We start from the raw sequence: 26,723 nt of genomic DNA on the forward strand, positions 1-26,723 counted from the left end.
AAAGCAACAATATTGCGCTCGAATAAATTTTTTTTGGCAGCCACAATCAGTCCCTTTGTCATGTCAATCTAGATCGCTAAAAATAGACCTAAAAGTTCAAAATCTCGTTAGGAAGTTTGGTTCATATTTGGTAAAAATTGCACTGGTCTACGAGCTATAAGCAAAACTGGTGTATGGGGATTTTCGGCATTGCCAAGTTGTTTGTTGCGAGTTGGAAGGGGGTACCAGTCGTTTATCAGGCTGTCTTTTCTTCGGTATAATCGGACCACAGTCTGAAAGCATCAGCCCTTGCATGGCAATAAGATGAAGCTGACGGGATATGATGGCGAGGAAGGAAGATGGTGTTTATTTGATCGTGGGCCGACAGAAAGCGTTGTGCTTGACGAGGTGATTTGAACCGTCCCATGATCTTCTCGCGTTTTCTAGCCTGACGGTGTGAGTTTTCAATCCTATTGTTCAGACCTTTATGAGCCCGATGGTCCGTATCGGGTGCCAGACATTGTATTGGTTTGATGTAGCTACGTAGTTTGTCCGTTACGACGATTCGCGGCTCACCGAATTGTTTGACCAGCCTGCAGAAAAAGCGCTTGGCAGCCTTGGTGCGGCGGGCTTGAACGAGAATGTCGAGCACATCACCATCGGCGTCAATTGCCCGCCAGAGCCAGTGCTTTTTGCCAATATCGATGCCAATCGAAATCAACGCATCAATTGTTTTCTTCGGCATCTCACTTCTCCTTGTCTGCAGGTGAAATAGACAAACTATAACCTGCTGAGCTGGGGGAAGCAGCCGGTACATCCCATTAGCCGACATTCGTCCTGCCACCAATGCTGCGATGCAGCCCATCAAACTTGCCATTTGTGTATCGTGCAGCATTTTAGGTTAGGCAAGGTTGCAAATTCTTCGCGTCGCCGTGCGATTTATAAACAAACGTCTGATGTAGTCTCAATGTGAATTTGCTCAACGCTGGTGCCTAGATGCTGACACCATCCAGATAATCACAGGTAATAAAAATCAAAGCCCGTTCCAGGCTCTTGCAAAAGAATGCAATACAGCCTTCTGGAGGTTTCGCAGATCGAAGACATTTTGCATGCCGAGGCGTTAGACACCACCTGTCAGTCCGGCCAGATCACCGGATAAGGCAAGTTGACCTTGATAATTTAAGGCCTTGAGTCCCTCCAGAAGAAAGCGCAGGAACAGGCGGCATCCAATTAACAATCCGTCCCTCCAAGCATATTGAATTTTAAATATGTGAATCAATGAACTGAGCATAAATGCCCGTAAATTTACAATCAGCGCTCAAGGCATGTTTATGTTGTATTTCAATTCTTAAAGACATCAGCTTTTGCACAGATTTTTCAAGGTTTCTGGAATTCATATTTACAATACACAAAATATTCGTAAACTGTGAACCATGGAAGTGAAAACAGAAAAATTTGCGGAGAAACCGATGACCTCAAGATATGCAACCAGGTTGAACTCCTTTGCATCGGCGCCAAACCTTTTTTGGCCCGAAGTCAGCGGAAAAATTTCCCCAATTGATATAATAAAAAGGGCCGCAACCGTTGATGGATTAACGGATGTGGACCTGAATTACCCCGATCATGTGGTTGGTATGGAAAAAGAGGTCAAACGGGCTCTGGATGAGGCCAATATCTGCCTGAGCGGTTTGGCTATGCGATATTACTCTTTGCCTGAGTTTAAAGCTGGAGCGTTCACAAATCCGGATAAATCTGTGAGGATCGAGGCGATTGAGCTGACCAAACGTGGGATTGATGCTGCTCGGGAAATGGGTACCAATCTGATGACTATTTGGCCCGGGCAGGACGGCTTCGAAGTCAATTTTCAGGCCGATTATACCGCAATGTGGGACTTTATGGTCGAGGGTATTGAGGCCGTTGCCAATCACGACCCCGACTGTGACATTTCAATCGAATACAAACCTGACGATCCGCGCGGCCATTCAATCATTCCTGATGCCACGACAACGATCTTGCTGCTTAAAGATGTTGGATGCAGCAATACCGGTGTAACGCTTGATTTTGCCCACTCGCTTTACGCGTCAGAGCAGCCTGCTTATGCCGCCACCCTGATCAACCGTCATTCACGCTTGTTAGGCCTGCATCTCAATGATGGCTATGGCAAACGGGACGATGGACTCATGGTCGCTGCCGTTCATCCTCATGCGACTTTGGAGTTGCTCATGGAAATCCGTCGCAGCAGCTTTAATGGTCCAATCTATTTCGACACTTTTCCCGATACAGCCCAGCTCGACCCCGTTGCTGAGTGCGCTGAGAATATCAAGACCTGCGATAGACTGCTCTCTGTTTGCGAGCGGCTTGAAAAGGACAACCAGCTGAGTGAAGCACTTGCTCGGCAAAACTCGGTCTCCGGCTTGGAGATCGTAAATTCGGCCCTGTTTGGGGCTGCGCCAGATCGTAGCTAGTATTTAGCCCGATCTTAGCTTTCTTGGAGGAGAATTCTATGAAGTATCTTGCAACTTGCGTCTTTGCTGCAGTTTTGGGAGTGTCCGCAGCATCCGCTCAGGAGCTGGCTCCGCTCAATTCGGATACAGAAGCTGACCGCATGGATTGGTCTCAACTTGAAGCCCGCTTTGGTGCCTTTAAGGCTCCCAAAGAAAGGACCCGGGTTGGTGGCGTATCAAAAACCCTTGCTAACGAATATTGGCGTTCCTTGGGTGAGGGATATAAAGCCTTTGCTGACCGGCATGGCGTTGAAGTTGTGTATCAAGCCGCACAAGATGAAGGCGATCAACTAGGCCAGCTGGCCATGGCTGAAAACCTCATCACACAAGGCTATGATGCGTTGCTTTTCTCGCCTCAAACCGACGTCAATTTGCAGCCTGCTTTGGAAGTGGCAACAGACAAGGGCATTCCAGTCATCAACGTTAATGATGCTGTAATCCCGCAAGTCGCACACTATGTTGGCAACGTGCAAAAAGACAATGGTGTTCGGGCTGCTAACTGGATGATCAAAGCCTATCCAGAGGGCGGCAAATTGGCCATCATCGAAGGGCAGGCCGGTGTTTTTGCTGCAGGTCAGCGCACAGCCGGATTCACCGAAACCATAGAAGCCAATGGCAAATTTGAAATCGTAGCGAGTGTACCGGCCAACTGGAGCCGCGAACTGGCCTACAATGCAGCAGCCACCATTATGCAGCAGCATCCTGATCTGAAGGGGTTTTATGCCAACAATGACGGCATGGCACTTGGTGTGGTTGAAGCTGTAAAATCGGTTGATCAATTGGGCAAAGTTGCCGTGATCGGTACCGACGGCATCTCCGATGCTTATGCGTCTATCCGTGCGGGTGAGTTGACAGGAACAATTGACAGCTTCCCTGTTCTGACCGGTGAAATTGCCATGGAAGTGGCGCTGCGTCTGGTCAATGGTGACGATATCCCCCGCGTTGTTGCTACCCCTCAGGCGCTTATTACCTCAGACAATATCGATGTGTTCGCATCAACAGGTGAAGCACTCCGTAAGGCAATCTTGAGCCAGTAACACCTATCCTCCCGACGCCGGTCGGCTTCAATCTAAGTCGACCGGTCACTTTCCATACAGATCACAAGTATGCAATGAAAGGGGTGGCTGTGACACAGGCCCGTTTGACATTTGACTCCGTCTCAAAGACATTTGGCTCCATCAATGCCTTACGCTCTGTTTCTTTTGAAGTCGCCGCTGGTGAGGCCCATGGTCTGGTTGGCGAGAATGGTGCGGGCAAATCGACGCTTCTTAAAAGCCTTTGTGGCGTTTATCTGCCAAGTGCCGGCCGCATTTTTATCAACGACAAAGAGTTACAGAATAACGGCCCCATGACGGCGCAACGCGCTGGGGTGGCGATGATCCATCAGGAATTACAACATGTTCCAGAAATGACCGTCGCGCAAAACTTGTTTCTGGGGCGATCTCTCACCCGTTTTGGCGGACTCATCGTTGATCGCAAACGCCAAGAGGCCATTGCCGCTGAAGTGCTTGTCGATTTGGATCCGGGCATTGACCCTGCCGCTAGAATTGGTGACCTGCGCGTGGCCCAAAGGCAGCTGGTAGAAATTGCGCGCGCCCTCATTGACGAAGCGCAGATCGTTGCCATGGACGAGCCCACTTCGAGTCTCACGCCATCAGAAGTGGACAAACTGGAAGTGATTATTCAGCGCTTGCGCAGCAAGAATGTTTCTGTGATCTATGTCTCCCACCGTATGGACGAAATATTTCGTTTCTGCCAAACCGCGACCATCATGCGTGATGGAGAAGTTGTCGATACAGTTTCGCTATCAAATGTCACGCGTGATGACGTTGTGGCACGGATGGTTGGCCGCAAGCTCCTGCATACAGTGCACACATCCCATGTGACCAAAGAAGTGTTGTTGGAAGTCAAAGGTTTGGCAAGCGAACCTGAGGTCAAGCCGTGTAGTTTCAAGCTTCACCGCGGAGAAGTTCTAGGTATTGCCGGACTGGTTGGTGCCGGACGGACCGAACTCATGCGATTGATTGCCGGTGTCGATGCGCCCTCTGCGGGCCAAGTCATAGCCCTTGGCAAGCCAATACCCGGTGGCAATGTCCGCGCTGCTATCAATGCGGGCGTCGGGTTGGTTCCTGAAGAGCGCAAGCGCGACGGCATCATCCCGATGCGGTCGATTGCCAGCAATGTCACCCTGCCAACACTGGATAATTTCAGCAAATTTGGCGTTATCCAATCGAGTGCCATTGCAAGGGACGTGGATGCGCAAATGCGAGATCTGGATTTGCGGCCTCTGGATATAGAGCGGCCTATCGGCGATTTTTCAGGAGGCAATCAACAAAAGGCGATCATTGGACGCTGGTTGATTTCCGGTGTGGAGGTCATGCTGTTTGATGAGCCGACTCGCGGCGTGGATGTTGGTGCCAAAGCTGAAATCTATGCTTTGATTGAAAAATTGGCGAGCCAAGGCAAGGCAATCGTTGTTGTGTCCTCTGAAATGCCTGAATTGCTACGCCTCGCAGATCGCGTTTTGGTCATGCGTGAGGGCGAAATCAGCGCAAACCTAGCAAGAGACAAGATGAGTGAAGAAACAATCGCACAGGCTGCGATTCCGGGCACGCAAAGCGCTGTCCGTAAAGAGGAGGTAGCATAATGACCATAGAATCCGTAGAGCCCGCTCCGCGTGCGAAGCTTTCATTCATATCCAGTTTTCGCGATGCAGGTGTCTTGATCGGTCTGATCGTTATTTTTGGTATCTTCGCTTTGTTGTCGCCGTCTTTCATGACCGGGCCAAATCTTCTCAATGTCTTGCAGCAATCGTCGATCAATGCCTGTATCGCTTTAGGCATGACCATGGTGATTATTTCAGGCGGCATTGACTTGTCTGTCGGGCCAACCGCAGCGCTCTCTGCCGTGATAACCGCTTCCTTGCTTGTCGCCGGAGTGCCGGTTCCTATCGCGCTCTGTGTTGCCATTGGCGTCGGTCTTTTGACAGGTTTGTTTAATGGTATTCTGATTGCCTATGCAGGATTGCAGCCCTTTATTGTCACTCTTGGTGGCCTTTCTCTCTACCGCGCTCTTTCGCTCATCTATACCGGTGGCAACCCGATTTTTGGCCTGCCAAAAGAGTTTCGCTCTATCTTCACCAGTAGCATGATGGGCATTCCCAACCCTGTGATCATTGTTGCGGTTTTTGCTTTTCTTGCTTGGTTTGTACTCAATCGCACCCCATTCGGTGAATATGTTCTCGCAGTTGGTGGCAACAGAGAAGCTGCCCATGTTGCGGGTGTTCCCGTCAAGCGCACATTAATCAGCGTCTACATGATTTCCGGAGCGCTCGCTGGCGTTGGAGCTCTCATCTTGACCGGGCGCCTTGGTGCTGCAGAACCAATCATGGGCAATTTGTGGGAGCTTGATGCCATCGCGGCTTCAGCTATCGGGGGGGCTTCGTTGATGGGTGGGCGCGGCAGCATCGTCGGTACACTCATGGGTGCCGTCATTCTTGGTGGATTGCGAAACGGTTTGACCTTGATGAATGTACAAGCCTTTTATCAATTGCTCGCAACCGGGATCATCATTATCGTTGCCATGCTTATTGACCGACTTGCAAAGGGGAAAGCATGAACGACTATGTCGGAGCGTCGAAGGCCGTCGCAAAAATTCGTATGAGTTTGCCCACGCTGACAGATACCGAAGCGCGTCTGGCTCAGGTATTGACGGAATACGAGTTTCTTGAAGAGAAAACACCTATCAAGGAAATCGCAACAAAAGCAGAAGTCTCGGAAGCACTTGTTGTCAAAGTCGCCAAAAAAATGGGGTTTAACGGGTTCAGTGAACTCAAGTCTGCCATTCTTGGCTACAGAAAAGGGCATAGTGCAGATCTTTATAGTGAGATTTCACCGGATGATGGACTGAAAAGTATTGCCACCAAAGTCTTTCGTACGTCCGTTCAGGCCCTTGAGGAAACACTGGCAATTCTCGATATAGATGCAGTGGAGCGTGCCGCACAAGCTTTGGCCAAAGCCAACCATGTCGATATTTATGGCGTGGGTGGATCGGCGCAGATAGGGCGCGATGTCTCGCACAAATTTTTGCGGATCGGCCGACGTTTCACAGTGCAAGATGACAGCCATATGATGATGATGTCAGCATCCGTCCTTACAAAGCAGGATGTTGTGCTTGCCATTTCTCATTCAGGCACCACGACGGCAGTTTTGGAAGGGGCAGACTATGCCAAATCCAACGGAGCCACCATTATTGCTTTGTCAAATTATGACAGATCGCCTTTAGCCGAGATTGCCGATATTACGCTTGCATCTACCGCTCAGGGCGGCCCGCTTCTCGGAGAGAACGCTGCAGCAAGAGTGGCCCAGCTCAATATTCTCGATGTTGTCTTTGTACAGGTGGCTCGCCTTGATGGTGAGTTGGCCAACGAACGGCTTGCCCGCACCACGATGGCCGTTTCAAACAAACGGAAGCACTCCTAATCATGCAAAATACGCCCCCTTCCATCGTTGCCGTCGGCTCGCTTCACTATGACATCATGGTCAATGCTGATCGACAGCCGGAAAAGGGCGAAACTCTAATGGGCTCGCACTGGTCACCAAAATTTGGTGGCAAGGGGGGCAATCAGGCGGTTGCCGCTCATCTAACAGGATCAGATGTCCGGTTTATCGGAGCAATTGGCTATGACGATTTTGGTACATTTTTACGCACCCATCTGGAACAGGTGGGTGTGAACAGCGATCATCTTGTCATCTGCAATACGGCCGGATCAGGCATGAGCGTCGCCATCGCGGATGCGGATGGTGATTATGCCGCTGTTGTTGTGTCTGGAGCCAATGCGCGTTTGCAGCCTGAAGATGTGTCAGATGCATCACTTTGGGCTGGGGGATCGGTGCTTATTCTTCAGAATGAAATCCCTGAAGAAGTCAATGTGGCTGCTGCTGTCGCCGCAAGGGCGGCCGGGCTGAAGGTCGTCTGGAATGCAGCACCCATGCGTCCTGACAACGAAAACCTGATCTCACTGTGCGATGTTGTTATTCTCAACTCCGTTGAAGCAAGGCAAATGACCGGCAAGCTGGTCGACAACGCCAGCGATGCCCTGATCGCCGCAAAGACTGTCGCAGATACCGGGACGGCAACTGTGGTCACCATAGGGGGAGATGGCCTAGCGTTTTGTGAAATTGGCGGCACGGCCCAACATATTCCTGCAATTCCGGTCGAAAAACCCCAGAGTCATGGGGCAGGGGATGTGTTTACCGGAGCGCTCTCCACGGCGTTAGCAAGCGGAGTTTCACTGGGCATCGCCTGCGAGCGAGCCACGCGAGCTGCCTATCTTCATGTTTCAGGAAAGAAACTTGAATTGATTGCTTATTAATGAACGTAATGAGGATACGATTTTGCAGGGCTCTTAGCCGTAGTGTGGTGATGCAGAAAAGACACTGTCATCTGAGCCAGAACCGCTGTCGCTCCCGACCGATTTTGTTGCAGAAATTGACAGAAAATACTTAGCAGTGGGTTTTGTAGAATACGATTTTCAGGAGGTCTGTAACATAAAATCTCTTCCTCAAAGGTCCTCACATAAGAAAAATGTTTTCAATAATTTACCTGAGATAGTCATGGGGCCTTTTCAACGGAATCGGCCCTTTGCGGACTCTCGTCATCCGATCTTGATGCTGCAATGCAGCCTGTCAAAGGAGACATTCGTCCCATTAAGAGGGCCCTGCGGACCTTATTAACCATTCTCGATCAATAATCCCTCAACGCTCTTGATTTCAGGCATCGACCGCCCTGCAAGCCCTTGCAAATCACCATGCATACCGACCGCGGACGCAATCACTAGGTCAATCTGCTTGGCCCGTAGTGCCCATTGCTTTTCGATAAATACTCGTTCTTTGCGTAAATTGTCTTGCATATCCTCGAAACGCTCGACGATCGAATCGACACGATGTTTGAATTGTGTTCCAGTCAAGTAGTCGTAGATCATCTCCATCTTGGTTTCTTGTCCCATAGCCCGGCCCTTTGCCCCCGCCACTGTTTTCATAGTGCAATTTCCTAAAGTACAGAAATTGTCCTAATGGGAAAAGTAGCTCGCAGCCAATTCAGCACTTAATAGGGCAATGCCAACCGAAATTCAAACTCGAGAGTATCGGTAGATACCTTTGACGTGCTGGTGAAGATACTGGCCTACCGAGGCAGCAGACAACAGACCGTCATAAATAGCTTCGGGCACATCAAAGTACTGGTAAGCAGTTCCATTTTTGAACTCTACCTGCAATGTTTGCGAGCTTTCATCGAAGCCAATTGCGGCTACGTTTGATGAGTCAACGTTAGTCATTTCCATTTACTTTTTCGCCTTTACAACTTTTGAAACTTTAGGATCTTGAGCTCGCCATGCTTCGACAATCTCATCGTACCGTGGATTGGTTTCATTTTTGATGCCCCAACCGCCAGGGCTTTCGGTCTCATCCAGTGATACCTCATCATAAACAATAGGGTCTTGACTATCTGGACGTCTGTCCTTCGGGGGAGGCTCAATAGTCGTCCGCATAGGCAACTTCACGGATTCTCCCAAAATGATAGCTTCACCAGTTCTCAAAATTGGCAGCATTCCTGTCAGACCATCCAAATTATCTGACATGGCGGATGCTATGTGTGAGCGGTCTGAAGCGTTAGTGAGCCGCAAAGCGAAGAATGTACCACACTGAGAGAGTACCGTCGGATCAATTTCTGATGGGCGTTGGCTCACTATCATAGCTCCGATGCCATATTTACGGCCTTCTTTGACGATTCTTTGGACAATCGAGGAAGCCATATTCTTGGTGGCATCGTTAAGATAAATATGCGCTTCCTCCATGACGATAAGCAGAGGGCGATGGCGCCCTCCTTGTGAAAGGTCTCGTGCCCAAAAAATCGCGTCATAGATTAAACGCAGCATGACCCCAATTGTCGTTTGCAATGTATCAGCGGGAACGCCAGATAGATCCAAGATTGAAATAGGATTGTCGCTGCCCAACCAATCCTTTAAAAGCTCATCAACATCAGTGGGAATTTTCCCGTCGGAAGCTGGCAGGAAGTGATCCGGGCTAAATATGAAGTTGTAGCGAGGAATTCGCAGCTTTGTACCCAAAAGCAAAACTTGCTTACCTAGGCCTAATAAGCCCGGCAACCAATTTATCTTGTCTTCACCTGCATCGGTCACGACACTCTTGAAGGTGGGAGGAATTCCTCGATAGGGATCACCTTTCAGCTCTTTACCATCAGCCCCCAATTCATAGGCTAGGTTGCTACGAGGATCGCCCACTCGGCCCTTCGGATTATGATAGGTGCCAAAGGTGTCAATGAAGAGCTCTAGCCACAAGTCGTGCAAACTGAAAGGTACTGGCGAATCTACGCTTAATGTATCCTTCGTGACACCTTTCCTTGGATGCTTGATTAAGGACTTTAACTTGTATTGGTAGACGCGCTCCATCACAATGTTCTTGTCTTTTTCGTTACCGAATTCGCCAAATGCGACTAGGCACAATTCTTCAAAGCTCAGCGCCCAGAAGGGCAAAAGAAGTTTCTTTTCTGATGCCATCCCCCGCGACCCAGCAGAGATTTTAAAGATGTTTGCCCTTTCCTTTAGGGCTTGACCGTATTCACCGTGAATATCCAACATAACAATTCTAGCTGCTGGGTAATTTTTTGTATCTGAAAGGGCGTTCATTAGACTTGCAACCGTCGTGGATTTACCCGATCCAGTTGTGCCGACAACTGCAGAATGCCGGGTAATCAATTTGTTTACATCCACTAAGGCTGGAATAGATTCAGCGTTAGAAATATGCCCAAGGCGAACAAAATATGGCTTATCAGGTTGACCGTAAATACCTTTGAGCTCTCTTTCAGACACGAGGTGAACTTTATCGCCGATTGTTGGGTATTGCGACAAACCGCGTTGGAAGGAGCCATTTCGCGGCCCTTCACCGATTAATTGTATCGTCATCCAACGATTGCCCTCAGAAAAATCTTTGCGATTTTCAGGAACGGCGCTAGCACCAACCTGGCTGACGATACCAAAGAGATTATCAAAGCCAATTGGAATTCGAACAAAGCTTCCAATCTGCCCCGCTCGATACCCTTGCCCATCAATGTAAACGAAGCCAGTCAATGATTTGATTGACATGGCGATACTGACTGTTGTCCCGCTTACATCCTGAACGTCTCCAAGATAACTTTCATCATTTTTCAAGTTGATCACCAACATCTAGGCCAATGAATTTTTTCAGAAAGTTCGTGAACTCCAAGAAATCCCCTAGCTTAACATGAGACACTGTTGCACCTCCGCCTCCCTCAACAGTGACTGCATTAACAAAGCTCAGCAGATCTGTGTCGACGGCTTCAGTAGATCTCGCTTTACCCCAGTCACCGAGGTTTGTTCCGATAATCGCTTTGTCATCCGTCCATACATTTAAGTTATGTTGCCTTTTTGCGAGTCGGTTGGCATTTGGGTACCTTTCACCGCCACCCTCTTTTTCTGATTTTTCGTAACTCCCATATTGCAGTGCCAAGACCATTCCGGTTGGGTTCGACTTTAAGGCATTCACAATTGCATCGTTTAAGTGGCCATCATTAAAGGAATATCCGTTCAGTATGAGGAACGACGATTTCCGCCTAATGAAGCGATTCAATTGATCGATCAGTGCCAAGTATGGCATCTTCCGGCTCTCTTCGTACTTGAGGTGCGAAGGGTAGATTAAGTGGGATGCGCCATCTTTGGGTGAAGAGGATCGCCAAACGACACGTTCATCTCCCTTCTGTTCTTGATGCCAGTTTATCGATCCGTGAATTTTCCAGAGCCTAGACCAATGCTCGGGTATCATGTTGTCTTCAACTGCACGAAGGTCGAAAAAAGACTTACACGACCCTACAAATCCATCGAAGTAGGGAACTTCCAACTCCTCCAATGCTTGTTCAAGCAATAAATCATAATTGGTGGTGAAAATTTCAATCGCGATTTTTCGGTCGATAGAACCAACCCATTTGCAAAGGCTGTGATAGGGCGTCTCATCGTTTGGGTGAACTACATCCAATTTCTTTACGATCTCGTCGCATATCTTTTTCTCAAGTTTGTTCAAATCTCCTTCAGTAAGTCCTCGTACTTCACCTCCTTTTGAAACAGCAAGCAAACTACGTAAAAAACTCAATACGTCTTCGATGTTTTCACGGCTCTTGCCAGACTTTTCAAGCTCACGAAGCAAGCATGAGTACTCGTTATCCGCTGCCAAAACCGCATTTATTGCTATCGTTAAGTTCTTGACGTCTGGAATGAGTGGCCATTTATCGCTAGGCATAGGAACAGCGAGAGGGCATCCAGCTGAAATGAAGAAACCAATAGCCTCATTATCCTGTGAAAGAGATTGTCTCAGATAGCTGAGGTGCCGGATTGGATCATGCTTGTGAATCACAGCGATAAATTCCTTAAATTTCACCCAATGTCTGAACTTGCATTCTTCAAAGTACTTACTAATTCGCTTCACTTTTGTTTCTCGATATTTACTTAAATATCGATCTAATACAACCTCAGAGCGTACTATCTTTAGGGTAAAATCTCTGGCTTATTTGCCCGTCCACGCATTTTTAGGCGTCATCTTTTCTGGTGACGGTGGTGATGGTGCAATGTCTGTTAGTAAAGTGAACGTCTGCTTTGTCATCGAGAGGCCGAATCTGTGTGTTCGCAGCGATGGTCCGCTTCCCGCCCTCTTTTGCCGTTCCCTAGTTCGACAATAGAGGACTACTATTCTAGATTAGAGCGAAGGTGGGGTTCTAAGCTTGCCCGTAGAAAGAGGTTGGCGGCTTCAGTTTTACTCAGGTGTTACCACTCCTGTAACCGAATAATTAGGTGTCCCACTCCAAACTAGATCCCAAGACGCGCCAGGACGAACGTTTTGGATTGCGTGTGGATCAAAGCAGACGAGGCAATTTCCATCTAATGCACGAACCGAAGGGTAGATTAAACCAAGAGATCCCTCACGCATCAATTTCTGCGCTAAACTCTGACCTTCTGGATATCCGATCAATATATCTTGATCTAGGGCAGGATGTTGCGGTTCATCCGTTATGTCGTCGAACCCTCCGATAAAGTCAGCGAGGATCTCAACATAACGTGCAGTGTCGTGAAAGCTTCCGGTGTACTCTAGTTCCCGGTTCCTGTGATAAGCAACTTCAGCTACCGAGACCTGAGTATCCCACGCGCAGTACCAAGCTCCGCGTATCTCGCTGTTGAACCGGTTCCCGCCCGTGCGGGTGTAGGTGAAAGCTGCATTAACGTGTGTGTTTCCGTAAATCCGGAGCCCTTCCCCTCTTCGTTTCCATGCAAGCTCGCGAAGATCTAGGTGCAAGCTTTTCCCTTTCTCCGCACTCAATCGTGCGCTCGTCCATCCCTCGATTTCCGCAAGCACTTCCATTTCGTCGTCCGTGTCGACTAGCCCGCGGAGTGAGGGTGGCTTGTGGTAAGTTGCAGGGATCAGACGGACTAGGGCACGATCAGCAATTTCCGTGTTTTTCATGCTCCCCCCCGAAGGGCGTCAAGGTAAGTGCGAACCTGCAGAATCTGTGGAAGCCCCCCCTCGACGGCGGCATCAATTGGCCGCTGGCCACGGAAAAGCGGTCCAGTGTTGGGACGCGTCATCCACTCTCTGGACAGCGGTTTTGAGAAATAAAGATCGAGAGACTTAAAGATGCCGATGATCGCACTGAGGCGAAGGAGTTGGTCCTTCGTGAGATCTCCGGTGAAGCCCGGCTTTTTGGCTCGCTTCCATGTGCTATCGGACATATCGGCAAGTGATGAAGCTTCCTTTTGATTGAGCTTCCACTCGTCACAAACGTTTGCGTAAGCTTTAAGTGCAACGGCCTTAATATCGACCTGAGCAAATGCTTTGGCGGTATTCTGCATAGCGCTCTCCTTTATTGTCAATATAAGTCCATATGGACTCATTGTAAAGTCCATATGGACAATTTCTAGCCAAGAAATGAGTTAGTGCTACTTACGCCATTAAGCGAGAGATTGTTGTGTGCGCAACGCCCATATCTCTGCCGATCGCTCGACAGCTCTCACCGGATGCAAGGCGCTCCAAAGCTACAGACTGCTGATGCTCGGTCAGCTTTGGTTTGGGACCAAATCGAACGCCCTTACTCTTGGCGGCAAGTCTGCCATCTGCCGCTCGCCTGGCAATCCGTTCCCGTTCATCTTCTGCAATCGCAGACAACAGGGCAATCAATCCTCTTCCCAATGGCGTCGTGAGATCCAGGTGCGGCTTGTCCAGCACCTTCATCATTGCTTGGCGATCTGCAATTCGCTGGATTATGTGAATTCCTTCTTGCATCGAGCGCGTAGCCCTATCCCACTCAGCGACAACCAAAATGTCATCATGTGAGAGGGCATCAATCGCTCGGCTCAATTGGGGCCTTTGCTTCAAGCTCTTGCCTGAAGCCTTTTCACGGAAAATCTTCTCGCAGCCTTCTGCCTTAAGAGCGGCAATCTGCCTGTCAAGATTCTGCCCTTCACTCGATACCCGAGCATAGCCAATTTTCATGATGAATTGCCCCTTTGGCCCAATGTAATGCGCACCGCAATTATGCACCACTTGAGAGCTTTGAAAAGACTACAGTTTTAAAATGGAGCGTAATTCATGAATTATGCACCAGCGAGAGCCAATTTCAGCAATGCGGGACACTCTCTGTGCTCGACACGCAGACCTCTGCATCAATTACTGCAAAGGGCGGAGAGTGTGAATTCGCTGCAGATGCGAGATCTCAATAGCCCCTTGTTTAAGCGGACATTCAGGCAACCTTACTGCACATCGGAACCGGGGCGGATTTTGAACTTGCCGCACCGTACACCCCAATTTGTTACATTCCGCACATCAAACTCGCACGGTGCCTATCTCTTCGAGATGACTTCAGAATTTGGATTAAGAGGCAAGACATATTCACCTTCAGCGTTTTGCAAAAGCTCCGTCTCGAACACTTTGACTATGAAAAAATTCATCTGTGTACTCGGACATGACGTTGATGCCGGCTAGCACTATTCCCCACTCGAGAGTGTTCGGAAACGTCGATAGAGGCCGCGCAACCTAACAGAAAAGAGATCAGGTTGGGGAAAGCGGTTTTTAGGGAAAACATCCGGTAGGACACGCAGCGTATTCTCTTTTCGTAGTGTATCCAGTCTCTTTTGGGTCTCAGCCAGTCTGAAGTAATGACTGCGTCGCGCCTTTTTGTCCGTTGCGCCACTGATACCCGCTATTTGCTTGATCAATTCATCGCGCTGGTCTTCATTTCCCCATTCTGGGTCAATATTCTCGACAAAATCTTTAAGCTTCGCCAATGCGCGTTTTTTGATTTTTTTAGGCAACACAGATGGTCGCATGTAATTCGGCGATTGAAGAGCGTGAATGCTGAAATCACCTGGCCCTGCTCCACAAGACATCCGCAAATCGTTGAGGGTACGCGGTAGCTCTTGTAAGTTTAACGCAGACACTGTGATGCCAAATCTCAGCTTTACGTGAGGGCATTGCATCCGAATGGCCATGGCATTTCGAGTGAATATGTCAAAACTAAAGCCACTGCGTATTAATGAGGCTGCTTCAGGTCGTGTGGCGTCAACACTGAGTTCTACTGTGACCTTTGGGAAATGACCCCACAACTCTAGCATTGAAGACTTTGCCAATTCTAGCACCGAACCGTTTGTATTGTATGCCAGTTCAATATCTGTGCGCTTGCGAGTAATTAGGATTTCAAGTAACCGATAATTTTCGGCGATCATTAAAGGCTCACCACCAGCAAAATAGACATGTCTAAGCGAATCCAGTTGTGGCTCTATTTGTTCCAGCAAATGTGCGGTGGAACTGATGCTTCGGATTTCTGCACGTTCACCCAAATTGGTGCCTAAATCTTTGGCATCCTTGAACCAGCTTGATGATGAACCGTGCCAACAGGATCGGCACTTGAAATTGCATAGGTTTGAAAATCGGATGTCCAAATAGGCAGGGCCTGAACGAGAGGAAAGTTCATTCAAAACTCCGCCGCTTTCCGAATGCTCAGGTAGAAACTTCGCAAAATCATGATTGAATTTTTGTCGGAGGCTGGTGCCACCTGCGTTCTCTTGCTCGAAGCACTTCCAGCAGGGACGGACACTGCGCCCGTCTCCTCTTATGAAAGCGTCTCTATCCGCAACAGCCTGTATGCTTTGGCGCGCTGAGTTGAATACTGTATTGGAGACGTTTCCCCATTCTCCATCAAACTCACAACAAGGCGATATTTCCCCTTTTGTACCGACGTGAAGGCCGAGAAATGGCATAACGCAAAAACTGGAAGGAAGATTATGTGCCAAGTTACTCACCGCGGGTCATTGTTCAAAACTGATAGGTATTTATCATGATTACAGTGCTTGTCTATTTTATTTCCAGCCTCGCCCAGCCTAAATGCCTAGGAAGTAGATCTCGGTGAACTGGTGTTGCAATGGTGACGGATAGATTGATCCAAATCTGTAGATTGAGATAGTTATATCGTGCTCCATGGAGTGGATGTTTTTCGGACAAAACAGAATGGTTCCGCAAATACGAGACCAATTGAGGTGGATTGACAGCTATCTGTAAAATCTACTAAAACACATCGTTATCATTATGCAAAACGCACAAAACCTGATCATCAACAAAGATATTTTAAAGGAATGGAATTGTTGCCCGCAACGTGGTGACAACCATCAACTATCTGAATGATAAGACAGTCCAAATTTGTATTTGTTGTCGCCAATCAAGACATTGTTTTTGAAGAGTTTGACGGTGAATATGTTATCCTCAATCTTGCATCGGGGGAGTACCACGCCGTCGATGGCAGCGCCGCTCTCATTTGGAAGCTGCTTATGGACGGGGTCTGCCCCAAGTCAATCCTTGACACATTTGAAGCACACCCAAACCTAAGGGTGAACCAGATCGAGGCCTTTGTCGCCAATCTGGTAAGCAAAGGCCTAATCAAGGCGAGCGACGGTTTGGATGATAAGGTTCTGCCCAACGACGGCAAGGCAGAACTGCTTGCATTGACCACTGCACCTAAGACAGACATGTTTGACGACCTTGCAGATCTTATCTTGGCTGACCCTATCCACGATGTGGAAGAAGAAGCGGGCTGGCCTGTGCGCAAACCCGAATAATTCCCTCGGCGTTGTGCCTCAAACCCGTGCTGTAGATCTGTCCAAAGGCTTTGAAATGACCTCCCGTCCTGCCCCCTTCAAACTCACGATTGACAGTGCTGCGGACTATGCAAGACAGCTTTGGTCATGCATCGACAATCTGGACACCGATAGTTGGTTTGAGGAGTATTTCTGCGTGGTTGGGCGTTGCCTGAAACTGCGGTCTCCCTCTCGTTTTTATCTCGATCTGTGCCTAGAAAACCTAGTGCTGGAGCCTTTCAACGAAAGCGCAAAGGCAGAGGCGACGGAAGTGATAATCCTGGATCGACGTTCGGTTCCGTCCTTGCTGTCAGCACGCTGGGATACCGAGGTCTTTTCTACCAAAGCCTTTGTGGAAGCCATGGAGCAGGAGAAACTTCGAGGTATTTACGACCCAGACCATGACCTCTGGCAGTTCTACGATCATGAGGCCAAGCGCGGGCTCTATATTTTGCGCAGTGAGGGCTCTGTCCCACCTTGGGAGGCGTCCTTTCCTTTGCGGAATTTCATTCATTGGTCTTGCCAGGAGACATCACAAGGTTTGCTTCATGCGGGTACTGCTGGAGTTGACGGCGATGGTGTATTGATTGTTGGCCCAGGCGGTTCTGGAAAATCGGGAACAACGCTTGCCGCCATTCTTTCGGGGATGGATAGCGTCGGTGATGACTATGTGTTGGCCTCCCTTCAAGGTGAGAGCGTTGAGGTCCGCCCTGTTATTGCCAAGATGAAACAGGATGCCAAAGGTCTGGCGCGGCTGGGGCTCAACCCTGACGAGGCCTTGTTTGAAGGGCCAAACTGGCAGAACAAATACAGCTTCGATTTTGCCGCGCTGGGGCGCGGAATGCGTGCGCCGCACTTAAAAATCAAGGCAGCCCTTCTGCCTCGTATTAGCCACGGTGACAAGACCAGTTTCACCAAAACCTCGGGCATGCAAGCCATGCTCAAATTATCCCCTTCCAACCTGTATCAACTAACCGGAGATTGGCAGCGGACCATGCAATTTTCAGGAAGCATTTGCCGCAACCTGCCTGCTTTTCATATGGATTTGGGGGCTGAAACTGATGAAATTGCGGATAGTTTGCGCGATTTAATCAAAGGGCAATTGCAGTGAAGCTCTCAATCATGATGCCAGCCTATAACGCAGCCAGTTATATTGAAGTTGCGTTGCAGTCTCTTCTCCGTCAGCGGAACGCCGCCGAGATGGAAATTATCGTGATCAATGATGGCTCGACAGATAGCACCAGCGACATTTTGCACCGCATGAGTAATCAATTCGATGAAATCAAATTGGTTGAGACTGAAAACGGCGGAGTGACCCGGGCACGCAACATCGCTCTGGCGCATATCGCACCTGATGCTGATCTGGTCTCTTTTCTTGATTCAGATGATCTTTCGCCAATGGGGCGATTTGAAAGGGATATCGAGACTTTCCGCAATAATCCTGATTTGGATCTTGTTTATTCTACACTGCGCCTTTTTGAAACAATGGACAGAGCTCTACTGGAACCCACAGAAAACAGCGACACTTTGGATGTCCGCGGCATACATCTTGGTGCGGGACTCTACAAGACGTCATTCATCCAGTCACTTGGTGGCTTTGACGAAGATTTTGTTCAGGCTGAGGATACCGATTTTCTGCTGCGGGCTCTTGAGAGCCAACCCAAATTTATGGTGACCAGTGAGATCGGATATTACTACCGAAAGCATGGTGGTGGCCTCACCCGTGAAAAATCCACCGTGGTAAGAGAGTTCTCTCGGGCTTTGTTGAAATCTTCCAAGCGACGCAAAGTACTTGGGCCAGATTTTCAGATGCCTCAGGATGTCTTTGACATCAAAGCCTTCACACGCAATCCAAGATGGGCGTAAGCTATGAACGACTACAGCGTTGTTATTCCCGCCTATAATGCCGCCAAGAGCATCAGTGACACTCTTCAGACGGTGTTATCCCAAACCATAGCCGCAAAGGAAATTATTGTTGTCGATGATGGCTCGACAGACGACACGGTAATTCTTGCTCGACAAGTGTCTGGTCCCGTTCGGATTTTGCAACAGGAAAACACCGGTCCGGGCGGCGCTACGACTGCCGGAATCAAGGCCGTCAAAAGCCAGTTCGTGGCGACGCTCGATTCTGATGACCTCTGGTCCCCAGGCAAGGTGGAGCGCCAATTGGCTATTTTGCAAAAAGCCTCAGATAAAACCGCGGTTTTTTGCAAAATTGTATCCTTTGCTGATCCAGCTTTTGCCGACCAGCTAGATGGACATCCGGAAATTGGCCAAGTTAAGGACGGATGGATACGATCCACGATGTGCATGCCAACAGACATTGCGTTGGGCAATGGCCCATTGCTTGATGCTGCCCTCAAATTTGGGGACATGGTTGACTGGCTTGCGCGGCTCAAAGAGGGGGGCACCAATCTGACTATGATGCCAGACATTTTGGCCCATCGTCGGGTTCATCCCTCAAGCTTGAGCTTTCACCGCGATGTGAGCCGGGATCGGGGGTATCTAGAAGCCGCACGGCAGGCCATCCTGCGCAAGCGGGCGTTATTGAAAGCCCAAGGGGAACAGGGCTCCGGCATGGGACCAGGAAACAAATGACCACGAGCCACAAACGCAAAAGAATTTTCCCATCCCCCAGCTGGGCTTGGCCAAAAAACAGCCTTGAAGCTTTGATACTAGCCGCCGCGCACCCTGACGAAACATTGGCTTTCCAAATTTTTGCGCGCTGGATGCGAGATCACGACATCGATGACGTGAGTTGGGCTGAACAACGCCTATTACTTGCCGTTGCCGAACGCTTTCCAGGCAGCCGCTTTGATGTTGACAATCGCGGTCGTCTGAATGGACTTGTCCGGGTTTTTTGGACCAAGTCAAAACTTGCCCTTAAGGTCGCTGATCCAGCGATTGCGGCCTTACAACGCGAAGGCATCGATTGTCTTATTTTCAAAGGAGCCGCGCGAACACTAGAAGAAGCGGTTACTGTGAAAGGTCGCGTTGCTAATGATGTTGATATCATGGTGCAGCCTTCCCATTTCAAGCAGGCCATCGAGATTCTTTGCCACAACGGTTGGCAAGCAGATAATGGTTTTTCTCTACTTCGTTGCCGAGCTCATACAAGCGCAATGACAGGCCTCAATTTCCGCAAGGGCGATTTTGGTGACGTCGATCTTCACCAAAGCGTTGTTCATAAGTTGGGCCGTTCCGCGTCTTATGATCAGCAGGTCTGGAAACGGTCCAAATATGTCGATTTTCAGGGAAACAGGGTTCGTGTGCCGGGACAAACAGATCAGCTGTTGATTGCCATTCAGCATGGCAGTGTTGAGGGGCACGCCCATTCTGATTGGCTGCTTGATTGTGTTGCGATCATCAAAACCGGTGAAGTGGACTGGACGCTGTTTCTAAATTATTGCCAGAGTCTTGATCTGAATGTAAATGCATTGATAACATTGAGCTATTTGAGTTCGGCGCTCAATATCAATGTCCCGAAAGATATTTTTAAAAAGCTGGTGCGTTCCTCACGATCAACGCCGATAGAGTATTTTTCTGCTCTGTTCCAAGCTCGGCCCAAGGAAGACCATGGAATTGCATCAGATCTACTACGATCATTCTTCAAGCAAAGACGCCTGCGGGCAAGGCGCAGAGCTTCACGAGCACAGATGGCAGATGTTCTACTCTCAATCTCTCTAACGGCGATACCATATAAAACTGATGGTTTGCAGCCAGAATATACTCTCAAGGCTACCCATACGGTGTCGTCAAAAAGCACCGATCTAACGATTGAGTTGCTTGTCCCGGTGATCGATAAGACACGGCGCTATGAGTTTGAACTCAATACGGATGATCAGCACCTTGCACGGCTTACCTACAAGCATCGGCACAAGAGTTGTATGCTTTGCCTTACTGCAAAAATAAAAACAGCGCATTTTCCAAACTGGCCAACCGACGCGGCCTCGCAAGACGTTCAGCTAACGCTTGAAGCCCGGCCACGCAGAGTTATGTCTAGAGATGCTAACAACGAAGTTAGGGAATTGAACGACGCCACCCCCTTTGCATTGCTGAAATTCAAAAGCACAGAGAATGGATAGTCCTTAGTCTCTGAAAATGCTGCTGCTCGCACGAATGGCAGCAATACGAAAGCTGCACCTCCGCATTTTCCAAATGGCGAATGCCGGCTTTGGGCCGTAAATTCATGTGGTGGCACCCACAAGTCGGCCACATTTGTATCGCGTTTCACTAGGCCGCAATGAGCTTAGGGTAGACATCAGCATTTCGATGAAGCTTGAAAGAGACTACAGATGCTAGGCCCTGCTACACATGTCTCGGTGACGAACTGTATCAATTCTAATGCCCGGTGGTCATGCTATCATAGGCGGAACACCGGAACGGCAGAAAGTCTCAAGTTAACCTAACATAAAAAGGGCCAGTTCCGAGCGCCTGCCAGTCCCTTCGGGGCATTCTGATTGGGGAGGATCGAATGATGCGCGGCATTTGTTATTTAGAAGCATTCGCCAGTTCGTTGGGGAAGTGGTTGGTAGCGGTGGTTTGTTTGGCAAGTGTCGCCTTACTCCTTCTCGTACCCATCACTTCTTTACAAGCAACTTCGCTTCCCAATGATGCGCCTTTTGCATTTCATTGGGCTGACACCCGTGACATAGGTTTGCCAGCCTCCATTGAGCGTGATGGAACCAAACCGATAGGTTTTCGTCTCGCAATCCCAGAGTTTTGGACGGGACAATTGATTGAGGAAGAAAATGGCTACTCGTTGCTGTTCGTCGGTAAAGACGAAACGGGCAAGGAAGACCCACCAGTGGGCATGCTTCTTGGCGTCTTCCTAGGAGCAAAAACGGACTATTCTGCTCTTGACGACATGACCGCCCCTTACCTGGACACAACGATAGCGTCACAGCGTCTACTTTATCAGTTCAAGGATACTCAGGATGGCCATGCTTATGAGTATTTCCATACCGAATATCCAGATCAGAAGAGCGGCAAACTGCTGCATGAGTTTACTTTTTTTATTGAGACGAAGTACCTGATCTATCGCTTTGGTTTCCTAACTCGGGCGACTCAATCTCAACGTAATGAACTGTTCGTTTGGTCAATGTTCAACTCGATCCGCCTATACGACGAGAAACTGAACTGAGGGAGGGAAGTTATGTCATTTTGTACCGAATGCGGCACAAGGTTGCCTCAAAACGCGAAGTTCTGCCCCTCCTGTGGAGCTGTCATTCAGGCAAGCGAAGATGCGCAAAGCAATGATCAAGCAGAAGTTAGTCCGCGCAAAGCAGAAGTCCTTGAAAGTTCAGTTGAGCAAGCACCGGAATATATCGGGCTGGGAAGGCGTTTCGTCGCTCATCTATTTGATTTGGTCATCGTCTTCATCATTTTCTATGCCGTCGGCATGCAGGTGGCAGGGGAAGTGGGTAGCATCACCGAGGAAGGCTTTGTTCTTGAAGGTACTCCAGCCCTTGTCACAATGCTGCTGAGCTTTGCTTTCTCGCTTGTCTACTTCGTGTTGACCGAAGGCAGAAACGGCCAATCCTTCGGCAAGATGGTGATGGGTATCAAGGTTGTCTCAATTGACGGGTCGCCCTGCACCATGAGGCAAGCTTTCACGCGCAACTTCCTTCGGATCATTGATGGGGTTTTCCTCTACTTGATTGGCATCATTCTGATGTCGCGTTCCGAGAAGAAACAACGGCTTGGCGACCGGATCGCGGAAACGGTGGTGATCCGCAAGGCAAGGAAACCGGCCAAGGGCTCCTATGTCTATCGCTCTGGTGATAAACCGGACCCGGACCCGGACCCTGACCCAGATCAGGATGGAAAGCTCAAGTTCCGTTCTTCCTGGGGTATCAAGAAAGGCAAGGATGCCTGGGATATTTAGGGCTGAGATGACCATGACGTGGCGGCTTGGGTGACAAGAAAATGTCTCATGCCCCGGCTTGATGGTGACGATAGGCAAGAAGATAATGTTAGAATGAAAGGGAGATGTCTCATGTTACACATAAGTAAATTTTTGACGCGCATTGCCCTGATGGCAGCTCCATTTCTTGGAATCCTCCTATCAAATGCCTATGCAGATGATTTTTTGCTTCCGGCTCAATACTGGCCCAACGGCTTTGCTTGGCATGATCATCATTTTACGGGTTGGAATGGTGTATCGGTGTTTCGACAAGGCCGAACAAATCCGAAGGAATATCCGGTCATTGTTTTCTCAAATAGCGGTCAGGGTAGTGTTCGCGGTGATGTGATCCCGCAAAATGCCTTGGACTACGCGATCAAAGATATCAAACAGCAGGCAAGAGAGGTTTTGCCAACCAGCATTCCTGGTGCGCATTGCTGGAAACACTATTCCAGCGAAAAGCATGAATATGGTGGTGTATATAATTCAATTTTGCAGTTCACTTGCTATGTTGGACGGGTCAATTTCTACATTGACTTGAGGTCGATCGCAAACACTGAGTATGTTTCGAGAAAAACCCGCGTTCTGAATTATGCAATTTCATTGGCAGAGCTCCATAAAGTCGCTTATTCTATCATTGCTGGATATCGGCGATATGCAATCGACAATGGTTATCTTGATGCCCGCTTTGCAAAAGCGGATGCACCCTACCAGCCCCCTAAACCAGTGGCCATTCCCCAGACCGACAAGGCACCGACGCAGGATGGTGTGTCCATCGATCAACCATTGGATGGCTTTGATGCATGGAAGCGGGACTTCGAAGTGCGCGGCTGGCGCTATAAGGAAAAGGATGGCTATGGTGAGTTCGAACCTCAGGAAGGGGCTCAGGACAAAAGAGGCTGGATCTATTCCGAGGCAACAGGCCAGTTTGCGCCACCGCCATCTTCTAACCGGGACGGAACATCTGATGATCTTGCTAGCAATGGTCAGGACGGGCATGTGCCGCCTCAGCCGAAGGATGGCGATGAAAATGAGTATGGCGAGGTCTGGAGCGACGAAGATGGCGGTTGGATCGGGCGCAATCTTTATGAGCAGGAAAAGAAACGCCGCGCGGACATAAAAAGACGCAACGAACAGCCAAGCCAGCAGGATCAAGATGTCAAGAAGCTGCATGATGCCTGGTTGCGTTCCAGACTGGAGCGCAAAATTCAGCCAATCATCATGTCGTATGTCGCAGAGGAAAAGAAGAAGCTTGATGGTAGGATGGAAAATCTGATCCGTGGAGAGACAGACCTTGATCGCATACGTTTTCTGAGAGATTTGCAAGACCAGTTGAATGATATAGACGACACCGACAAGAACGGCGTGCTGGGCGACTGGGACAGGATCGTCAAAGGTCAGGAGAAGGAAGGCAAGTTCAAAGTCGATTACACAATGAAGCAGTTCATCGCTGAAACCGGTGCGATGACCTTGGATACATTTCTGACCCGTGGCGCCGCTATGGCAACAGTCCATACATATAATGCTGCCGTTAGGGAGGCGAACAAGAAGGGTTCCAGCAAGCTGTCTGTTGTCTGGGAAGGCACCAAGGAAGGGGTCTATCAGGGCACTCTCGGCTTTGTACTCAACAGGCTGACGGTCGGGGCTTTCTCCAAGGCAAAGACGATGCGGGAGGCATCACAGGCGGCAAAGGCTGCGAAAGCTGCAAAAGAAAAGGCAAAAGCAGCAAGCAAAGTGAAAGGGAACTGGAACAGCTCATCAACGGCCATCCGGGACGAGACACAGAAAAAGTTGCTAGCCAAATTGCCGTCGAACCATCCTGCTCGCCAAATTGGTAAACTCAATGAGACTTTAGGCAAAGCTGGTAAGCAGTTTGATGCCCGCAAGATCAATCCACATATGCGGCTCGATCCGACTAGCGAGACCTATAAGGCTGGCATTCAGGCACTGAAGAAGAACCCGCGCTATCTGAGCGAAAAGGCCAAGAAGGTGACGGATGCCGTGCGCCATGATCTTGATCTGGCAGCAAGAGAAAAAGCTGTCAGACAGCTTTACAAGGAGCGGCCGGATCTGAAGGGCCATCTTACTCATTTTGAAAATACTGGCAGTCATGCGCGCAAGGGTCACAGTTATCGCGGTGGCTCTTCGGATATCGACTTCACTCCTAAGGGTACAGCGACACCGCAGGGGCGCGACGCTGAGAAGCTCTTTTCTAAATTCTATGACAAAGCAGTCAAGCAGGTCTCAGGCGGCAAACTGACAACTCAGGATATCAAGGCCCATGCGTATGGTGGGGACCAAGGGACGGGTGCGTTTCGGTCCGAGACAGGCTTGAAGCTCAAGAATATCATGAACCAAACCTCGGGTCGTATTGACAAGCTTGATCCAAGCGGCAAGATCACTCATAGCCTCCGTGGTGACGATGTAATCGAGGTTGGTACCCCGACGCGAATGTTCAATAAGGGTACTACAGAACGGATAGCCAAACGGGAGGTCGAGAACTTTCGCAAAGATCTTGCCAATAAGTTCCGTGAAGAACTTCCAGAGATGGCAACCCAGCAGGAGAAGCTCATTCAAGCCGCCAAGGGCTACAAACTTAGCCGTGTCATTGAAGCTAAGGCAGTGGGAGGACGAGCGCTTTACGCCAATCGCGCGCTCTATCAATGGTCCAAACAGATAAAGAACCGCATCCCAAATATGAGCGATAGCCAAATGAAGGCAATGACGGAAAAATTCCTAAATGGAATTGAGGAAGGAAGATGATGATCGCACTGTGTAAGCTGGCACTGAATAAAAGGATTGGGAGCTTTTTTCTGGCTGTCATTGCGATATTGCTGTTTGCTCGTGCTAGCCACGCACTCATGCAGCCTCAGGTTTATGCTGAAAGGGCCCTCAGTTCTGATATCAAAGCCATTGCAGTGATCCTCGAGGTCAACATCTTAAACACTGGAACGCGCTCCACAGAAAAGATGGTCACCTTCAAAACCGAATACGCGCTCACTGAAAAGACTTCTGACCGGTTTTCAGGTAGCTGCCATTCCGTTGACACTCCCGAACAAGAGGCCAACACAATGGTGGGGGGACAGATTTACTTCTATCCCGTTCAGGAACAAAGAGTCTTTGTAACGGTGCGCTCAAATGGAGGCGTTATAACCTCCTTTACGCCGATCACTGAAGAACTAGAAACGGCTATTCGAGAAAAACCAAACCGTCTCCGCTATGGCATTGGGAAAGTGGAAGTAATAGACTGATGAAGCAAGCTGCTTCGACTAAGATCTTCTCGCAGTTGCCAGCGCGCCAAATCTCCACCAGAAACAGCCTGATACCGGCCAAAGAGCGTCAGATCACGATACCTGGGCAAATCAACAATTTGCCCGCGTTGTGGTTACCTAGTCGTCTAAATTTGCTGCGTTTAGTTCGAATGTCAGGAATGGGGAAGCGGGTTTAGACATTTAGCTCCCAGCGAGCGGCAGATTTGGGCCGCGATTGCAAATCACGACCTGGATGACTGTCTTCAATCCATGATGCGCTGCACCAGTCCGGTTCGAGCCCAGAGTACCGGATACTGCAACTTGATCCAATGTCTGCTATGTAGAACAAAATCATAGATTTGCGCAGCTTTTAGTTGTAGATAGTATAAGAATTTACCAGAGAAAGTTGGAGAAGTTTTGGGGGCGCAGGTCAGGTGGTGGATTTTAAAAAGGAGCATAAGAAAAAACGGATTGGAAGGCGCAATTAAGGCGATCAGCGCTATTGCTGAGGAGGTCGGCGGTTTACCAGTTAAAGTCGCGACTAAAATCTTAGATGTTGCCGCGTCAAGTAGCAGCACAAAACTCGAGAATGACGAAGAGCTGGTAAGAGAGCATTTTCTATTTCGAACCAAGTCGTGATGAGAATTCAGTTTGCGTTTCTATCTACGCTGTCGCTGTAGGTCCAGCATTCGAGCTTCCGGCCATTTTTAAAAGCACGGATTTTATTCATTTCATTTAGGTACTTGCTATCGACAATATCCACTTTCAGCCCTTTCTCGGGAAGAAAGCAGACTTTTTGAAAATACTTGAACGACTCTTTGTCTTCTTCCATGAGGGCTTTGTTCATGCCAGCTAGGGGCCCTGTCGCAAAGTTTTTTTGT

At 49.1% G+C, this 26,723-nt stretch carries 24 protein-coding genes and 1 pseudogene; 15 read left to right on the top strand and 10 right to left on the bottom strand.

What is annotated here, in order from left to right:
* Positions 1-235: 235 nt before the first annotated feature.
* Positions 236-676: pseudogene (locus C0081_RS13580) on the bottom strand (IS6 family transposase); the annotation flags it as partial.
* Positions 677-1,448: 772 nt separating this feature from the next.
* Between C0081_RS13580 and C0081_RS13585 the strand changes: the two are divergent.
* The 6 genes from C0081_RS13585 (at position 1,449) to C0081_RS13610 (ending at position 7,857) form a co-directional block, all read left to right on the top strand.
* Entirely contained in the window at positions 1,449-2,444 is a 996-nt protein-coding gene (locus tag C0081_RS13585; protein ID WP_101534413.1) for a sugar phosphate isomerase/epimerase family protein, read from the top strand.
* 38 nt (positions 2,445-2,482) lie between these two features.
* A complete protein-coding gene (locus C0081_RS13590) occupies positions 2,483-3,520 on the top strand; it encodes a sugar ABC transporter substrate-binding protein (protein ID WP_101534392.1) in 1,038 nt (345 codons plus the stop codon).
* Positions 3,521-3,609: 89 nt separating this feature from the next.
* Positions 3,610-5,130 (top strand): sugar ABC transporter ATP-binding protein, encoded by a 1,521-nt coding sequence (locus tag C0081_RS13595; RefSeq protein WP_245417952.1) that lies wholly within the window; start codon positions 3,610-3,612, stop codon positions 5,128-5,130.
* Positions 5,130-6,101: an ABC transporter permease gene (locus tag C0081_RS13600; RefSeq protein WP_101534394.1), complete on the top strand. Its 972-nt coding sequence runs from the start codon at positions 5,130-5,132 to the stop codon at positions 6,099-6,101. Before C0081_RS13595 ends, C0081_RS13600 begins: the two co-directional genes overlap by 1 nt.
* Positions 6,098-6,964, top strand: a complete 867-nt coding sequence (locus tag C0081_RS13605) for an SIS domain-containing protein (RefSeq protein ID WP_101534395.1) — start codon at positions 6,098-6,100, stop codon at positions 6,962-6,964. The genes C0081_RS13600 and C0081_RS13605 overlap by 4 nt, the downstream gene beginning before the upstream one ends.
* 2 nt (positions 6,965-6,966) lie before the next feature.
* Positions 6,967-7,857: a ribokinase gene (locus C0081_RS13610; RefSeq protein ID WP_101534396.1), complete on the top strand. Its 891-nt coding sequence runs from the start codon at positions 6,967-6,969 to the stop codon at positions 7,855-7,857.
* 357 nt (positions 7,858-8,214) lie between these two features.
* On the opposite strand, the gene C0081_RS13615 is transcribed toward C0081_RS13610, so the two are convergent.
* The 8 genes from C0081_RS13615 to C0081_RS13650 form a co-directional block, all read right to left on the bottom strand.
* A complete protein-coding gene (locus C0081_RS13615; protein WP_210200504.1) occupies positions 8,215-8,523 on the bottom strand; it encodes a DUF2130 domain-containing protein in 309 nt (102 codons plus the stop codon).
* A 90-nt stretch (positions 8,524-8,613) separates the two neighbouring features.
* Positions 8,614-8,823, bottom strand: coding sequence for a KTSC domain-containing protein (locus C0081_RS23585; RefSeq protein WP_101534397.1), 210 nt, complete (start codon positions 8,821-8,823; stop codon positions 8,614-8,616).
* Entirely contained in the window at positions 8,824-10,710 is a 1,887-nt protein-coding gene (locus C0081_RS13625; protein ID WP_101534414.1) for an ATP-binding protein, read from the bottom strand. It lies immediately after the preceding gene.
* Positions 10,700-11,998, bottom strand: a complete 1,299-nt coding sequence (locus tag C0081_RS13630; RefSeq protein ID WP_210200505.1) for an SIR2 family protein — start codon at positions 11,996-11,998, stop codon at positions 10,700-10,702. The genes C0081_RS13625 and C0081_RS13630 overlap by 11 nt, the downstream gene beginning before the upstream one ends.
* A 324-nt stretch (positions 11,999-12,322) precedes the next feature.
* Positions 12,323-13,027 (bottom strand): RES family NAD+ phosphorylase, encoded by a 705-nt coding sequence (locus C0081_RS13635; protein ID WP_101534398.1) that lies wholly within the window; start codon positions 13,025-13,027, stop codon positions 12,323-12,325.
* The gene (locus tag C0081_RS13640; protein ID WP_101534399.1) at positions 13,024-13,413 is read right to left on the bottom strand and encodes an MbcA/ParS/Xre antitoxin family protein; all 390 of its coding nucleotides are present in this window, start codon (positions 13,411-13,413) and stop codon (positions 13,024-13,026) included. The genes C0081_RS13635 and C0081_RS13640 overlap by 4 nt, the downstream gene beginning before the upstream one ends.
* Before the next feature lie 91 nt (positions 13,414-13,504).
* The gene (locus C0081_RS13645; protein ID WP_101534400.1) at positions 13,505-14,053 is read right to left on the bottom strand and encodes a recombinase family protein; all 549 of its coding nucleotides are present in this window, start codon (positions 14,051-14,053) and stop codon (positions 13,505-13,507) included.
* 491 nt (positions 14,054-14,544) lie between these two features.
* The gene (locus C0081_RS13650; RefSeq protein ID WP_280952878.1) at positions 14,545-15,858 is read right to left on the bottom strand and encodes a twitch domain-containing radical SAM protein; all 1,314 of its coding nucleotides are present in this window, start codon (positions 15,856-15,858) and stop codon (positions 14,545-14,547) included.
* A gap of 375 nt (positions 15,859-16,233) precedes the next feature.
* Here C0081_RS13650 and C0081_RS13655 point away from each other — a divergent pair, with 375 nt between their 5' ends.
* The 9 genes from C0081_RS13655 (at position 16,234) to C0081_RS13695 (ending at position 25,842) form a co-directional block, all read left to right on the top strand.
* The gene (locus tag C0081_RS13655; RefSeq protein ID WP_101534402.1) at positions 16,234-16,668 is read left to right on the top strand and encodes a PqqD family protein; all 435 of its coding nucleotides are present in this window, start codon (positions 16,234-16,236) and stop codon (positions 16,666-16,668) included.
* Complete coding sequence (locus C0081_RS13660; protein ID WP_146006466.1) at positions 16,625-17,797, top strand: phosphoenolpyruvate carboxykinase (ATP); 1,173 nt, start codon at positions 16,625-16,627, stop codon at positions 17,795-17,797. The genes C0081_RS13655 and C0081_RS13660 overlap by 44 nt, the downstream gene beginning before the upstream one ends.
* Positions 17,794-18,552, top strand: a complete 759-nt coding sequence (locus C0081_RS13665; RefSeq protein ID WP_146006467.1) for a glycosyltransferase family 2 protein — start codon at positions 17,794-17,796, stop codon at positions 18,550-18,552. Before C0081_RS13660 ends, C0081_RS13665 begins: the two co-directional genes overlap by 4 nt.
* 3 nt (positions 18,553-18,555) lie before the next feature.
* Positions 18,556-19,284, top strand: coding sequence for a glycosyltransferase family A protein (locus C0081_RS13670; protein ID WP_101534405.1), 729 nt, complete (start codon positions 18,556-18,558; stop codon positions 19,282-19,284).
* A complete protein-coding gene (locus C0081_RS13675) occupies positions 19,281-20,771 on the top strand; it encodes a nucleotidyltransferase family protein (RefSeq protein ID WP_101534406.1) in 1,491 nt (496 codons plus the stop codon). The genes C0081_RS13670 and C0081_RS13675 overlap by 4 nt, the downstream gene beginning before the upstream one ends.
* 389 nt (positions 20,772-21,160) lie before the next feature.
* On the top strand, positions 21,161-21,829 hold the full coding sequence (locus C0081_RS13680) for a hypothetical protein (RefSeq protein WP_101534407.1): 669 nt from the start codon (positions 21,161-21,163) through the stop codon (positions 21,827-21,829).
* A 12-nt stretch (positions 21,830-21,841) separates the two neighbouring features.
* Complete coding sequence (locus tag C0081_RS13685) at positions 21,842-22,573, top strand: RDD family protein (RefSeq protein WP_101534416.1); 732 nt, start codon at positions 21,842-21,844, stop codon at positions 22,571-22,573.
* Positions 22,574-22,684: 111 nt separating this feature from the next.
* Positions 22,685-25,354 (top strand): hypothetical protein, encoded by a 2,670-nt coding sequence (locus tag C0081_RS13690; RefSeq protein WP_101534408.1) that lies wholly within the window; start codon positions 22,685-22,687, stop codon positions 25,352-25,354.
* Positions 25,351-25,842 (top strand): hypothetical protein, encoded by a 492-nt coding sequence (locus C0081_RS13695; RefSeq protein ID WP_101534409.1) that lies wholly within the window; start codon positions 25,351-25,353, stop codon positions 25,840-25,842. The genes C0081_RS13690 and C0081_RS13695 overlap by 4 nt, the downstream gene beginning before the upstream one ends.
* Positions 25,843-26,488: 646 nt before the next feature.
* Here the strand turns inward: C0081_RS13695 and C0081_RS13710 are convergent.
* A partial coding sequence (locus C0081_RS13710) for a hypothetical protein (protein WP_210200506.1) occupies positions 26,489-26,723 on the bottom strand: 235 nt, incomplete at its 5' end.

Origin of the sequence: Cohaesibacter celericrescens (assembly GCF_002866925.1) — a bacterium.
GTDB lineage: Bacteria > Pseudomonadota > Alphaproteobacteria > Rhizobiales > Cohaesibacteraceae > Cohaesibacter > Cohaesibacter celericrescens.

Excerpts from the sequence above, each read along its gene's own strand:
- C0081_RS13660 (WP_146006466.1), top strand. The coding sequence starts at position 16,625 with ATGTGGAAGAAGAAGCGGGCTGGCCTGTGCGCAAACCCGAATAATTCC.
- C0081_RS13645 (WP_101534400.1), bottom strand. The coding sequence starts at position 14,053 with ATGAAAATTGGCTATGCTCGGGTATCGAGTGAAGGGCAGAATCTTGAC.
- C0081_RS23585 (WP_101534397.1), bottom strand. The coding sequence starts at position 8,823 with ATGGAAATGACTAACGTTGACTCATCAAACGTAGCCGCAATTGGCTTC.
- C0081_RS13680 (WP_101534407.1), top strand. The coding sequence starts at position 21,161 with ATGATGCGCGGCATTTGTTATTTAGAAGCATTCGCCAGTTCGTTGGGG.
- C0081_RS13675 (WP_101534406.1), top strand. The coding sequence starts at position 19,281 with ATGACCACGAGCCACAAACGCAAAAGAATTTTCCCATCCCCCAGCTGG.
- C0081_RS13640 (WP_101534399.1), bottom strand. The coding sequence starts at position 13,413 with ATGCAGAATACCGCCAAAGCATTTGCTCAGGTCGATATTAAGGCCGTT.
- C0081_RS13690 (WP_101534408.1), top strand. The coding sequence starts at position 22,685 with ATGTTACACATAAGTAAATTTTTGACGCGCATTGCCCTGATGGCAGCT.
- C0081_RS13635 (WP_101534398.1), bottom strand. The coding sequence starts at position 13,027 with ATGAAAAACACGGAAATTGCTGATCGTGCCCTAGTCCGTCTGATCCCT.
- C0081_RS13585 (WP_101534413.1), top strand. The coding sequence starts at position 1,449 with ATGACCTCAAGATATGCAACCAGGTTGAACTCCTTTGCATCGGCGCCA.
- C0081_RS13615 (WP_210200504.1), bottom strand. The coding sequence starts at position 8,523 with ATGAAAACAGTGGCGGGGGCAAAGGGCCGGGCTATGGGACAAGAAACC.
- C0081_RS13610 (WP_101534396.1), top strand. The coding sequence starts at position 6,967 with ATGCAAAATACGCCCCCTTCCATCGTTGCCGTCGGCTCGCTTCACTAT.
- C0081_RS13605 (WP_101534395.1), top strand. The coding sequence starts at position 6,098 with ATGAACGACTATGTCGGAGCGTCGAAGGCCGTCGCAAAAATTCGTATG.
- C0081_RS13685 (WP_101534416.1), top strand. The coding sequence starts at position 21,842 with ATGTCATTTTGTACCGAATGCGGCACAAGGTTGCCTCAAAACGCGAAG.
- C0081_RS13655 (WP_101534402.1), top strand. The coding sequence starts at position 16,234 with ATGATAAGACAGTCCAAATTTGTATTTGTTGTCGCCAATCAAGACATT.
- C0081_RS13600 (WP_101534394.1), top strand. The coding sequence starts at position 5,130 with ATGACCATAGAATCCGTAGAGCCCGCTCCGCGTGCGAAGCTTTCATTC.
- C0081_RS13590 (WP_101534392.1), top strand. The coding sequence starts at position 2,483 with ATGAAGTATCTTGCAACTTGCGTCTTTGCTGCAGTTTTGGGAGTGTCC.
- C0081_RS13695 (WP_101534409.1), top strand. The coding sequence starts at position 25,351 with ATGATGATCGCACTGTGTAAGCTGGCACTGAATAAAAGGATTGGGAGC.
- C0081_RS13670 (WP_101534405.1), top strand. The coding sequence starts at position 18,556 with ATGAACGACTACAGCGTTGTTATTCCCGCCTATAATGCCGCCAAGAGC.